10 protein-coding genes are annotated in these 12,128 nt (G+C 72.6%); 4 read left to right on the top strand and 6 right to left on the bottom strand.

The window, feature by feature from the left end; all coding sequences use genetic code 11:
- Nucleotides 1-19: 19 nt before the first annotated feature.
- The gene (locus HJG43_05340) at nucleotides 20-2,491 is read left to right on the top strand and encodes a DNA topoisomerase IV subunit A (GenBank protein ID UER54064.1); all 2,472 of its coding nucleotides are present in this window, start codon (nucleotides 20-22) and stop codon (nucleotides 2,489-2,491) included.
- Between the two features lie 234 nt (nucleotides 2,492-2,725).
- Here HJG43_05340 and HJG43_05335 read toward each other — a convergent pair whose 3' ends face one another.
- Nucleotides 2,726-4,873, bottom strand: a complete 2,148-nt coding sequence (locus HJG43_05335; GenBank protein ID UER54063.1) for a type IIA DNA topoisomerase subunit B — start codon at nucleotides 4,871-4,873, stop codon at nucleotides 2,726-2,728.
- Nucleotides 4,874-5,061: 188 nt separating this feature from the next.
- Between HJG43_05335 and HJG43_05330 the strand changes: the two genes are divergently transcribed.
- Together HJG43_05330 and HJG43_05325 are read left to right on the top strand one after the other, a co-directional pair.
- Nucleotides 5,062-5,289 carry a hypothetical protein gene (locus tag HJG43_05330; GenBank protein ID UER54062.1) on the top strand — a complete coding sequence of 76 codons (228 nt, stop codon included), beginning with the start codon at nucleotides 5,062-5,064 and terminating at the stop codon, nucleotides 5,287-5,289.
- A 67-nt stretch (nucleotides 5,290-5,356) separates the two neighbouring features.
- Entirely contained in the window at nucleotides 5,357-5,845 is a 489-nt protein-coding gene (locus tag HJG43_05325) for a DUF456 domain-containing protein (protein ID UER54061.1), read from the top strand.
- Between the two features lie 106 nt (nucleotides 5,846-5,951).
- Here HJG43_05325 and HJG43_05320 read toward each other — a convergent pair whose 3' ends face one another.
- The 3 genes from HJG43_05320 to HJG43_05310 all read right to left on the bottom strand — a co-directional run bounded on the left by HJG43_05320 (nucleotide 5,952) and on the right by HJG43_05310 (nucleotide 8,981).
- Complete coding sequence (locus HJG43_05320) at nucleotides 5,952-7,667, bottom strand: RNA polymerase sigma factor (protein UER55736.1); 1,716 nt, start codon at nucleotides 7,665-7,667, stop codon at nucleotides 5,952-5,954.
- Between the two features lie 312 nt (nucleotides 7,668-7,979).
- On the bottom strand, nucleotides 7,980-8,576 hold the full coding sequence (locus HJG43_05315) for a Fe-S cluster assembly protein HesB (GenBank protein UER54060.1): 597 nt from the start codon (nucleotides 8,574-8,576) through the stop codon (nucleotides 7,980-7,982).
- 3 nt (nucleotides 8,577-8,579) lie between these two features.
- The gene (locus HJG43_05310) at nucleotides 8,580-8,981 is read right to left on the bottom strand and encodes a universal stress protein (GenBank protein ID UER54059.1); all 402 of its coding nucleotides are present in this window, start codon (nucleotides 8,979-8,981) and stop codon (nucleotides 8,580-8,582) included.
- Nucleotides 8,982-9,081: 100 nt separating this feature from the next.
- Between HJG43_05310 and HJG43_05305 the strand changes: the two genes are divergently transcribed.
- Nucleotides 9,082-9,558: an NUDIX hydrolase gene (locus tag HJG43_05305; GenBank protein UER54058.1), complete on the top strand. Its 477-nt coding sequence runs from the start codon at nucleotides 9,082-9,084 to the stop codon at nucleotides 9,556-9,558.
- A 12-nt stretch (nucleotides 9,559-9,570) separates the two neighbouring features.
- Here the strand turns inward: HJG43_05305 and HJG43_05300 are convergent, their stop codons facing one another.
- The gene (locus HJG43_05300) at nucleotides 9,571-10,746 is read right to left on the bottom strand and encodes a homoserine O-acetyltransferase (protein UER54057.1); all 1,176 of its coding nucleotides are present in this window, start codon (nucleotides 10,744-10,746) and stop codon (nucleotides 9,571-9,573) included.
- The gene (locus HJG43_05295; GenBank protein ID UER54056.1) at nucleotides 10,743-12,062 is read right to left on the bottom strand and encodes a bifunctional o-acetylhomoserine/o-acetylserine sulfhydrylase; all 1,320 of its coding nucleotides are present in this window, start codon (nucleotides 12,060-12,062) and stop codon (nucleotides 10,743-10,745) included. The genes HJG43_05300 and HJG43_05295 overlap by 4 nt, the downstream gene beginning before the upstream one ends.
- Nucleotides 12,063-12,128 lie beyond the last annotated feature (66 nt).

Raw genomic sequence — 12,128 nt, 5'->3', positions numbered from 1 at the left:
TCCGGCGACAATGGCCGCCATGGCCCGTCGCGCGTCCAGCACCCCTCCACCGCCCGAGGACTTCGAGGAGTCGATCGTCGACATCGACGTCGGCTCGGAGATGGAGACCTCGTTCCTCGAGTACGCGTACTCGGTGATCTACTCGCGGGCGCTGCCGGACGCCCGCGACGGGCTCAAGCCGGTCCAGCGGCGGATCCTGTTCCAGATGGCGGACATGGGCCTGCGCCCGGACCGCGGGCACGTCAAGAGCGCCCGGGTGGTCGGCGAGGTGATGGGCAAGCTTCACCCGCACGGCGACGCCGCGATCTACGACGCGCTGGTCCGGATGGCGCAGCCGTTCTCGCTGCGCGTGCCGCTCGTCGACGGGCACGGCAACTTCGGCTCCCTGGACGCCGGCCCGGCGGCCCCCCGGTACACCGAGGCTCGGCTGGCGCCCGCCGCGATGCTCATGACGGCGGACCTCGGCGAGGACGTCGTCGACTTCGTCCCCAACTACGACAACCAGCTGACCCAGCCAGAGGTGCTGCCCGCAGCCTTCCCCAACCTGCTCGTCAACGGGGCGAGCGGGATCGCCGTGGGCATGGCGACGAACATGGCGCCGCACAACCTCGTCGAGGTGGTCAACGCCGCCCGTCACCTCGTCGACCACCCGGACGCGTCCCTCGAGGACCTCATGCGGTTCGTGCCCGGCCCGGACCTGCCGTCCGGCGGCAAGATCGTCGGGCTCGAGGGGGTCCGGGAGGCCTACGCGACCGGTCGCGGGTCGTTCCGCACCCGTGCGACCACCCGGATCGAGAACGTCACACCTCGGCGCAAGGGGATCGTCGTCACCGAGCTGCCGTACGGCGTCGGCCCCGAGAAGGTGATCGAGAAGATCAAGGAGGCCGTCCAGGCGAAGAGGCTCCAGGGCGTCTCGGCAGTCACGGACCTCACCGACCGCTCCCACGGCCTGCGGCTCGTCATCGAGGTGAAGACCGGTTTCAACCCCGACGCGGTCCTCGAGCAGCTCTACCGGCTCACCCCGATGGAGGACTCCTTCGGGATCAACAACGTGTGCCTCGTCGACGGCCAGCCGCGAACGCTGGGGCTGCGCGAGCTGCTCGAGGTGTACGTCGACCACCGGCTCGACGTCGTCCGCCGGCGCAGCTCCTACCGGCTGGGACGGCGGCAGGAGCGGCTGCACCTCGTCGAGGGCCTGCTCGTGGCCATCCTGGACATCGACGAGGTGATCCAGGTGATCCGCTCCTCCGACGACGCGGACGTCGCCCGCACCCGGCTGATGGAGGTCTTCGACCTGTCCCAGCCGCAGGCCGAGTACATCCTCGAGCTGCGGCTGCGGCGGTTGACGAAGTTCTCCCGGGTCGAGCTGGAGGCCGAGCGGGACCAGCTGGCCAAGGAGATCGCCGAGCTGACCGAGATCCTCGGTGACGAGGCGCTCCTGCGCACCGTGGTGAGCCAGGAGCTCGCCGAGGTGGCCCGCAACCACGGCACCCCACGGCGGACCGTCCTGCTCGAGGGGTCGGGGCAGTCGGCCGCCGCGTCCGCCGCGCCGCTGGAGGTGACCGACGACCCGTGCTGGGTGCTGCTGTCCGGGACCGGTCTGCTGGCCCGCACCGCCACCGACGAGCCGCTGCCCGCCGGCACCGTCACCGAGCGCGCGGCCCACGACGTCGTCGTGGCCGCTGTGCGCACCACCGCACGCGGCGAGGTCGCCGTCGTCACCAACCGCGGCCGGATGCTGCGGATGGGGGTCGTCGACACCCCCGCCCTGCCGCCGACCGCCGGCCCGCCGTCGCTGTCCGGCGGGGCACCGGTCAGCGAGTTCGTCGCTCTGGAGCCCGGCGAGCTGCCACTGACCGTCTGCTCCCTGGACGCCGGCTCGAGCGGACTGGCCCTGGGCACCGCCCGGGGCGTCGTCAAGCGGGTGGTCCCGGACTACCCCGCCAGCCGGGACGCGTGGGAGGTCGTCGCCCTCAAGGACGGCGACGAGGTCGTCGGGGCAGTTGAGCTCGGCACCGGCGCGGAGCACCTCGTGCTCGTCACCACCGACGCCCAGCTGCTGCACTTCCCCGCCGACGTCGTCCGGCCGCAGGGCCGCGGCGGCGGCGGGGTGGCGGGGATCCGAGTCGCCGACGACGCCCGGGTCGCCTGGTTCGGGGCCGTGGCGCCGGACGCCGACGCGGTCGTCGTCACCGTGGCCGGGTCGTCGGCGGCACTGCCGGGCACGGAGCCCGGCACCGCCAAGGTGACCCCCTTCGCCGAGTACCCCGCCAAGGGCCGCGGCACCGGCGGCGTCCGCTGCCACCGGTTCCTGCGGGGTGAGGACGTGCTGCTGCTGGCATGGGCGGGACCCGCCCCGGCCCGCGCGACGTCGTCCGCCGGGGCGCCGGTGCCACTGCCGGAGCCCACCGGACGCCGCGACGGGTCCGGCACGCCGCTGCCGCAGCCGGTGCACGCCGTCGGCGGCCCCGTCGCCACCGCCCCTCGGTGATCAGCCCCACAACCCCCTCCGTGATCATGCAGTCCCGCCACCCTGCCGCGCCTCGACCACAGAATGCTGCGCTCGGCACAGCCTGGCCGGCGTGTCGCGCCACCAACCCAGCACTCTGTGAGCCGGACGGTGGCCGGTGGGTGGCGGGACTGCATGATCACCGAGAGGGGATTTCCGGCAGATCACGAACGGGGGTGTCTCGGCTGGTCGGGTACGGGACGGCGGCGCCCGGCCTCAGACGTCGATACGGTCGCGGTTGAGCCCAGCGGCCCCCGCGACGATGAAGTCCTTACGTGGTGCGACGTCGTTGCCCATGAGCAGCTCGAAGACCCGCTCGGCGGCCTCGGCGTCCCCCACGTTGATCCGCCGCAGAGTGCGGTGGCGCGGGTCCATCGTGGTCTCGGCGAGCTGGTCGGCGTCCATCTCCCCGAGGCCCTTGTACCGCTGGATCGGCTCCTTGTACCTGCGGTTACGGCGCTCCAGGGAGCGGATGACCTTGTCCAGCTCCGCCTCCGAGTAGGTGTAGAGGTACTCGTTGCGCGCCCGGCCGCTGCCGATCACCTCCACCCGGTGAAGTGGCGGAACAGCGGCGTAGAGCCGCCCGGCCTCCACGAGCGGCCGCATGTACCGGAAGAACAGAGTGATCAGAAGCGTCCGGATGTGGGCGCCGTCGACGTCCGCGTCGGCCAGGATGATGATCTTGCCGTACCGGGCGGCCCCGAGGTCGAAGCTGCGGCCGGAGCCGGCCCCGACGACCTGGATGATGGAGGCGCACTCGGCGTTCTTGAGCATGTCCGTCACGGACGCCTTCTGGACGTTGAGGATCTTGCCGCGGATCGGCAGCAGGGCCTGGAAGTCACTTGAGCGGGCCAGCTTGGCCGTGCCGAGGGCACTGTCCCCCTCGACGATGAACAACTCGCTGCGGGCGACGTCGTCGGTGCGGCAGTCGGCGAGCTTGGCCGGCAGGGACGACGTCTCCAGGGCGTTCTTGCGGCGCTGGGTCTCCTTGTGCAGTCGCGCGCTGATCCGCGACTTCATCTCGGCGACGACCTTCTCGAGGACGAGGCCGGCCTGCTGCTTCTCGCCCCGGCGGGTGGAGGTGAGCAGGCCCCCCAGCTGGTCCTCCACCACGCGTGCCACGATCCCGCGCACGGCGGAGGTGCCGAGCACCTCCTTCGTCTGACCCTCGAACTGCGGCTCCGCGAGCCGGACGGTGAGCACCGCGGTCAGGCCGGCGAGGACGTCGTCCTTCTCCAGCTTGTCGTTGCCGGCCTTGAGACGCCGGGCGTTGGCCTCGACAACCTTGCGGAAGGTCTTGACCAGCGCCTGCTCGAACCCGGCGAGGTGGGTGCCGCCCTTGGGGGTGGCGATGATGTTGACGAAGCTGCGGACCTCGGTGTCGTACCCGGTGCCCCAGCGCAGCGCGATGTCGACCACGCACTCCCGCTCCACCTCGGTCGGCTCGAGGTGACCCAGGGCGTCCAGCACGGGCACGGTCTCCCGGAAGGTGCCCGTGCCGTGCAGCCGCCAGACGTCGGTGACCGGCGGATCGGTGGCCAGGTGCTCGACGAACTCGGAGATGCCGCCGTCATGGCGGAAGACCTCCTCGACCGGACCGTTCTCCCCGGGGGTGCCCGGCAGCCGACGCTCGTCCCGGACGACGAGGGTGAGCCCAGGGACGAGGAAGGAGGTCTGCCGGGCCCGCGTGACCAGCTCGTCGTAGGAGAAGGTGGCGTCCTTGAGGAAGACCTGCTGGTCGGCCCAGTACCGGACCCGGGTGCCGCTGACCCCACGGCGGACCTTGCCGACGACGCGCAGCTCGGAGGTCTCGGTGAAGGGAGTGAAGGGCGAGTCCGGGCCCCGGCCTGCGGAGTCGTCGAAGACACCGGGCTCCCCGCGCCGGAAGCTCATCGCGTACGTCCTGCCGCCCCGGTCCACCTCGACGTCCAGGCGGGCGGACAGGGCGTTGACCACGCTGGCGCCGACCCCGTGCAGGCCTCCGGACGCCGCGTAGGACCCGCCGCCGAACTTGCCGCCGGCGTGCAGCTTGGTGAAGACCACCTCGACGCCGGACAGGCCGGTCTTGGGTTCGGCGTCCACCGGGATGCCGCGGCCGTCGTCACGGACCTCGACGGAGCCGTCACCGTGCAGGACGACGTCGATCCGCTCGGCGTGCTGGTCCAGCGCCTCGTCGACGGAGTTGTCGATGATCTCCCACAGGCAGTGCATGAGACCGCGGGAGTCGGTCGACCCGATGTACATCCCGGGTCGCTTTCGCACCGCCTCGAGCCCCTCGAGCACGGACAGGTGGCGGGCGGTGTAGCTGTTCGCGTCGGCGGCAGCCCTGCGGGGGCTCTTGCGGTCGGTCGAGGCGGCGGGCACGGGCCAAGGGTAGTTCGGGGCCCGGACAGGTCCGCCGAGGCGCGCCCGACCGACGGGGCACGAGGTCCCGGCCGGACCGACCGGCTTCGCGGAGAGCGAACCTTCGGCCACGCTGCGCGCGGGAACGCCAGGCGGGTGGTTCACTGTTGGACCTGACGTACGGCACGAGCACCAGCGAAAGGGACGACGTGACCGCTGCACTGGCGACAACCCCGCTCACCGCCGCGGACCGCTGCGACCGCTGCGGCGCCCAGGCGTACGTCCGCGTGCGACTGAGCTCCGGGGGCGAGCTGCTTTTCTGCGCCCACCACGGACGCGAGCACACCCCGCGGCTGCAGGAGGCCGCGGCCGACATCCACGACGAGTCCCACCGCCTCGCCGGCGCCCCGGCGCCGGCCGCGGACCAGGAACGCTGACCCCCGACCGCCTCAACGGCCCGCCGACCCCGTGTCGGCGGGCCGCGTCGTTTCCAGGGCGGCCGTGATGCCGTTCGCCGAGGACCTGACCGTCCTCGTCGGTCTGGCAATCGTCGTGGGGATCGTCGGGACTGTCGTCCCGGTCCTGCCCGGCACGCTGCTCGTCGGGGCCGCCGTCCTCGTCTGGGCCCTCGTCGTCCAGACCACGACCGCCTGGGTGACGCTCGCGACCGTCGTCCTGGTCCTCGCGGTCGGCCAGGTCCTCGAGTACTACCTCGCGGCCCGCCACATGACGTCCTCGGGAGTGCCCCGGCGCAGTCTCGTCATCGCCGGGCTGGCCGCGATCCCAGGCTTCTTCCTCGTGCCCGTCGTCGGCCTCGTGCTGTTCTTCGTCGGTGCCCTGTACCTCGCCGAGCTGGTCCGGCTGCCGGACAGGACGGTCGCCTGGCGCTCGACCGTCATCGCCCTGCGTGCCGTCGGCCTCGCCGTCCTCGTCGAGCTCACCTCCGCCCTACTCGCCGGCGGGGTCTGGCTGTACGCCGTGCTGCGCGGCTGAGCGGACCGCCCGGGCGCCCTCACAAGCCCGGGAGTGCCCGCTGCCCCTCCGGCAGGTCGTGCCGGAGGGGCATCGGCGCCTCAACCACTCAGTCCAGGTAAACCACTCAGTCCAGGTAGTCGCGTAGCACCTGGGACCGCGACGGGTGCCGCAGCTTCGACATCGTCTTGGACTCGATCTGCCGGATCCGCTCGCGGGTGACGCCGTAGACCTTGCCGATCTCGTCGAGGGTCTTCGGCTGCCCGTCGGTGAGCCCGAACCGCATGGACACCACCCCGGCCTCGCGCTCGGACAGGGTGTCGAGCACCGAGTGGAGCTGCTCCTGCAGCAGGGTGAAGCTCACCGCATCGGCCGGCACGACCGCCTCGGAGTCCTCGATGAGGTCCCCGAACTCGCTGTCGCCGTCCTCACCGAGCGGAGTGTGCAGGGAGATCGGCTCGCGACCGTACTTCTGCACCTCGACGACCTTCTCCGGGGTCATGTCGAGCTCCTTGGCGAGCTCCTCCGGAGTGGGCTCGCGGCCCAGGTCCTGCAGCATCTGCCGCTGCACGCGGGCGAGCTTGTTGATGACCTCCACCATGTGGACCGGGATCCGGATCGTCCTGGCCTGGTCGGCCATCGCCCGGGTGATCGCCTGACGGATCCACCACGTCGCGTACGTGGAGAACTTGTAGCCCTTGGTGTAGTCGAACTTCTCCACCGCGCGGATGAGCCCGAGGTTGCCCTCCTGGATGAGGTCGAGGAACAGCATCCCGCGCCCGGTGTACCGCTTGGCGAGGGAGACGACGAGCCGCAGGTTGGCCTCGAGCAGGTGGTTCTTGGCGCGCCGCCCGTCGTGGGCGATCCACTCCAGCTCGCGGCGGGACTTGGCGTCGAGCTTCGCGCCGGAGTTGAGCCGCTCCTCGGCGAACAGTCCGGCCTCGATCCTCTTGGCGAGCTCGACCTCCTGCTCGGCGTTGAGCAGTGCGACCTTGCCGATCTGCTTGAGGTAGTCCTTGACCGGGTCCGCGGTGGCTCCGGCGCTGACCACCTGCTGGGCAGGGGCGTCGTCGTCGTCGGCGTCGGAGTAGACGAAACCGCTCTCCTCGTCCGTGCCCTCGCCTGCCGGGGTCTCGGTGACCCCAGGCTCGTCGGCGTCCAGATCCACGTCCACGGCCACGACCTCGACCGCACCGTCGGCGGTGATCGCGCCGGTCGCCAGGACCTCCTCCTCCGGGACGTCCTCGGACGCCGCGGGCGAGGCCTTCGTCGCGGCGGCCTTGCTGGCGGTCGCCTTCCTCGCGGCGGCCTTGCTCGCGGTCGACTTCACCCCGGTCGACTTCGCCCCCGTCGACTTCTTGGCCGGGGCCTTCTTCGCCGTGGCGGACGTGCGTGCCGTCGCACCCTTGGCCCCAGTGCGCCTGCGCGAGCCGGGCTCCGCGGAGCCGGACTCGTCGGTCGTCGCTGCGGCCTCGGCGGGAGCCACCTTCTTCGCGGCCGGCTTGCGGGCTCCGGTGGACTTGCGAGCCGAAGCGGACTTCTCCGCGCCCTTCTCCTCCGGCGCCGCCTTCTTCTGCGAGCCCGCCTTCCTCTGCGGCGCCGCCTTCTCTGGCGCGGGCTTCTCCGCCGCAGTCGCCTCGTCCGTCGAAGCCGCCTTCCTCGCCGAGGTACGCGACGCCGAGGCCGCGCGCCCACCCTCGTCGGCGGCGTCGTCCGTCTTCGCCGTGGTCGACCGGGCACGGGACGCCGACGCGGCGGCTACCCGCCTGGGCTGCGGCTGCTCGACCGCCACGTGCACGCCGTGGTCGCCGAGCGAGCGCAGGACGGCCTTCATCCGCTTCATCGGCACATCGGCCTGCTCACAGGCGCTCCGCACGGCGTCAGCCGGGACGCTGCCCACGGCGACACCACGCTTCAGCAGCTCCTGGAACGCTGGGTGACCGAACTCGGGCGGGAGCTGACGGGAGGTCGAAGACGACACAGACTGCCTTTCCTCGTCTGGAGTGCAGAGCCGGACGACGACCACGGAGGCTGCCGGTCCGCCATGCTCAACACCAGCGGCACCGTTCGCATGCCCGAATCTGGGCGCGCGGAACGAAGGACCATTTCAAGTCCCATTGTGGCACGCCCCGGGCAGGACGGTCCGCCGCGGGGCTCAGCGTCGTCCGGCCGCCTTCTTCTCGGCCTTCATCCGCCTCTTGGTCTCCCGGACGGCAGCCAGGCTGTCCTCGTCCCGGACGTCGGCCACGGACATCCGCACGTCGTCCGGTCCGTACTCGCCGGCCGCATCGCGCCACCCCAGCGGCCGGACCCCGAGCTGCTTGCCGAGCAGAGCCGTGAAGATCTTCGCCTTCTGGACGCCGAACCCCGGCAGTCGCTCGAGCCGGGCCCTGAGCTCGGCGCCGTCGCTGGCGCTGGTCCAGATCTGGGTGGGGTCGCCGGCGTACTCGTCCACCACGGCACGGGCCAGTGCCTGGACCCGCGCGGCCATGCTCGTGTGGTAGCGGTGGACGGCGGGTGGTTGCGCCATGAGCTCGGCGAACCGATCGGGGTCCATGTCGGCGATCACGACGGGGTCGAGCCGGCCGGTCCCCATCCGGTCGGCGAGGCGGGCCGGTCCGGCGAACGCCTGCTCCATCGGCACCTGCTGGTCCAGCAGCATGCCGACGAGCAACGCGAACGGGTCCCGGGTGAGCAGCTCGTCGGCCCGGTCATCCAGGGCGAGCCGGAGCCGGTGCGGACGGCCGTCCACAGATCAGTTCTCGGCCTTGACCGCCAGCACGGCGCACGGGGCGTCGAGCAGGATCCGCTGCGCGTTGGAGCCCAGGATGAGCTTGCCGACCGGGGTCCGACGTCGCAGCCCGATGACGATCATCTGCGCGCCGGTCTCCTCGGCGACCGCGATGAGGTCCTCCGCCGGCTCCAGACCGCGCACCAGCTGCCGCACCTCGTGCTCCACGCCGACCTCGTCCAGCTGCCGGCGAACCGCCGCCAGCTCGTCCTCGTAACGCCGCGCCTCCTCGGCGTCGAGGTCGCGACCGCCGCGGTTGCTGTTGATGACGATCATCTTCGTGTTGCGCAGGCGGGCCTCGGCGGCCGCCGTCTTCAGGGCCGCGCGGCCCTCCTTGGTCGGGACGTAACCGACAACGATCGCCATCGATGAGCCTCCTTGCTCGTGCGGGCCTCCGCTGGAGGGCACGCTACCGGAACATGCGGCGTCCGCTGCAGGTCGCCGCGACTCTGCGTAGCGTGACCGTGTGGGCGTCGGCGACGGGAACGGCTGGGTGCGGTGCCGCTGCGGTCACCGGCACTGGGGGCGGCACGGAGCCGCGGGCCTGCTACTGGCTCGGCGCACCGGCGAGACCGTCGAGGTGCTGCTGCAGCTGCGCGCCGACTGGACGCACCACGGCGGCACGTGGGGACTGCCGGGGGGCGCCAGCGACAGCCACGAGGAGGTCAGCGAGAGCGCCCTGCGAGAGGCCTGGGAGGAGGCCGGGGTCCACCCCGACGCGGTGGACGTGCTCGGGACCTGGGTGAGCACCGACCACGGGGACTGGCGGTACACCGTCGTCATCGGCGCGCCGCGCGGCCCGGTCGAGCCGCACGCGGCCAACGCCGAGACTGCCGAGGTGCGCTGGGTGGACCCGGCGCAGGCGCAGGCACTTCCGCTGCACCCGGGGCTGGCCGCCACGTGGCCTGCCCTCACCGCGGTCCTGCGCCGCCTGGGCATCTGACCGGCGGTCACGTCAGCCGGCGCGCGCCACCACCGCCACCGGAGTAGTCAGGGCGCGGCGCAGCAGCCGGCCCACGGCCCCGGCCTCGACGAGGAAGCCGTCGTGGCCGTGGGGCGAGCTGACGACCTCCAGGACACCGCGGCCGGGCGGCAGGTGCTCGACGATCTCCTCGGCCTGCCGTACCGGGTACAGGCGGTCGCTGTCCACGGCGACGACCACGGTGCGGGCCCGCACCCGGGACAGGGCGGCGGCGGTGCCGCCGCGTCCACGGCCGACGTCGTGGGAGCTCATCGCCTGCGTCAGCACGACGTAGGAGCCGGCGTCGAAGCGGTGCACGAGCTTGTCCGCGTGGTGGTCGAGGTAGGACTCCACGGCGTAGCGGCCCCCTCCGCCGAGCGGGCGCTCCCCCGGCTGCGCGGCACGACCGAACCGGGTGTCGAGCTCGCTGGCGGACCGGTACGTGGTGTGCGCGATGCGACGAGCGGTGCCCAGCCCGGCGTGCGGCCCCTGCCCCGGCAAGGCCTCGTAGTAGTCGCCGCCGGCGAAGCCCGGGTCGGTCCGGATCGCCGTCAGCTGAGCGTGGGCCCAGGCGATCTGGTCGGCGCTGGCCGCCGCTCCCGCGCACAGCACAGCGGCGCGCTCCACCCGGTCCGGCTCGCCGACCGCCCACTCCAGCGCCCGCATCCCCCCCATCGACCCACCGACGACGAGCGCCCAGGAGCGGATGCCGAGCGCGTCGGCGAGCCGAACCTCGGCCGCCACCTGGTCCCGGACGGTGAGGAACGGGAAGCGGCTTCCCCACGCCCGGCCGTCCGGCGCCCGGGACGCCGGGCCGGTGCTGCCCTGGCAGCCGCCGAGCACGTTGGGGGCGACGACGAACCAACGGTTGGTGTCAATGGGGCGTCCTGGTCCGACGACCCCCTCCCACCAGCCGGCTGACGGGTGGCCCCCGCCCGGTGGTCCCGTGACGTGGCTGTCACCGGTGAGGGCGTGCAGGACGAGCACGGCGTTGTCGCCGGCGGGCGACAGCCTCCCCCAGGTCTCGTAGGCGATCCGGACGCCGGGCAGGACCCCGCCCGTCTCGAGGTGGAGGTCACCGACGTCGGCGAACCGCCGGTCGCCCGGCGGGTCCCCCTCCCGCCAGGCGCCGGTGACGGGCGCCGCGCCGTGGACCGGCGCGCCGGTCACGACACCGCCTTGGCCGCGGTCAGCCCGACCTCCAGGTCGGCGAGGATGTCGTCGATGTGCTCGATCCCGACCGCGAGGCGTACCAGCCCCGGCGTCACACCGGCTGCCCGCTGCTCGGCCTCGGTGAGCTGGCTGTGCGTCGTGGACGCCGGGTGGATGACGAGGCTGCGGACGTCGCCGATGTTGGCGACGTGGCTGTGCAGGGTGAGTCCCTCGACGAACCGGCGCCCGGCCTCGATCCCGCCGCGCAGCTCGAACGCGAGCACCGCGCCGGCGCCACGCGGCGCGTACCGCTGGGCCCGCTCGTACCAAGGGCTCGACGGCAGGCCGGCGTAGGACACCGAGGCCACCTCGGCCCGGTCCTCCAGCCAGGACGCGACCCGGACGGCGTTGGCCACGTGCCGCTCCATCCGCAGGCTGAGGGTCTCGAGCCCCTGGGCGATGAGGAACGCGTTGAACGGGGAGATCGCGGGCCCGAGGTCGCGCAGCAGCTGGACCCGCGCCTTGAGCACGTAGGCGAGGTTGGCCCCCAAGGGGCTGTCGACCCCGAGGTCCCGGGCGTAGACGAGCCCGTGGTAGCTGGGGTCGGGGGTGTTGAAGCCCGGGAACCGGTCGGGCCGGCTCGCGTAGTCGAAGGTGCCGCCGTCGACGATGACCCCACCGATGGCGGTGCCGTGCCCGCCCAGGTACTTGGTCGCGGAGTGGACGACGACGTCGGCCCCCCACTCCAGCGGCCGGAGCAGGTACGGGGTGGCGACCGTGTTGTCGACGACGAGCGGCACCCCGGCCTCGTGGGCGATCCCTGCGACGGCCTCGATGTCCAGCACGTCCTGGCGCGGGTTGGCGATGGACTCGCCGAAGAACGCCTTCGTCGTCGGGCGGACGGCCCGCCGCCACGCCTCGAGGTCGTCGGGGTCGTCGACGAAGTCGACGGACACCCCGAGCTTGGGGAACGTGTGCCGCAGGAGGTTGGCGGTGCCGCCGTACAGGCTCGGACTGGCGACGACGTGGTCCCCGGCCTCGGCGAGGTTGAGCAGGGCGAGCGTCTCGGCGGACTGGCCGCTGGCGACGAGGAGCGCGCCCACGCCCCCCTCCAGGTCGGCGACCCGCTGCTCGACGACGTCGGTCGTCGGGTTCATCAGCCGGGTGTAGATGTTGCCGAACTCGTTGAGGGCGAAGAGGTCGGCGGCGTGCTGGGTGTCGCGGAAGACGTATGAGGTGGTCTGGTAGATCGGCAGCGCCCGCGCGCCGGTGGCGGCGTCGGGGGTCTGGCCGGCGTGGATCTGGCGGGTCTCGAAGGACCATCCGGTGGTCATGGCGGGTCTCCTGTGCGTCGGGGGCCGCGGCAGCGGCTGAGGACGGCGCGTGCGGCCTCGCGGCCG

The sequence above is a fragment of the Kineosporiaceae bacterium SCSIO 59966 genome (genome assembly GCA_020881835.1).
Taxonomy (GTDB): Bacteria; Actinomycetota; Actinomycetes; order Actinomycetales; family SCSIO-59966; genus SCSIO-59966.
Note: the sequence above shows the minus strand (reverse complement) of the source record. Positions and strands in the feature narration are given on the sequence as shown.

Bases quoted from the DNA above. Each gene is read 5' to 3' on its own strand.
- HJG43_05325 (UER54061.1), top strand. From the start codon at position 5,357: ATGCCGTTCGCCGAGGACCTGACCGTCCTCGTCGGTCTGGCAATCGTC.
- HJG43_05340 (UER54064.1), top strand. From the start codon at position 20: ATGGCCCGTCGCGCGTCCAGCACCCCTCCACCGCCCGAGGACTTCGAG.
- HJG43_05320 (UER55736.1), bottom strand. From the start codon at position 7,667: ATGAAGCGGATGAAGGCCGTCCTGCGCTCGCTCGGCGACCACGGCGTG.
- HJG43_05295 (UER54056.1), bottom strand. From the start codon at position 12,062: ATGACCACCGGATGGTCCTTCGAGACCCGCCAGATCCACGCCGGCCAG.
- HJG43_05310 (UER54059.1), bottom strand. From the start codon at position 8,981: ATGGCGATCGTTGTCGGTTACGTCCCGACCAAGGAGGGCCGCGCGGCC.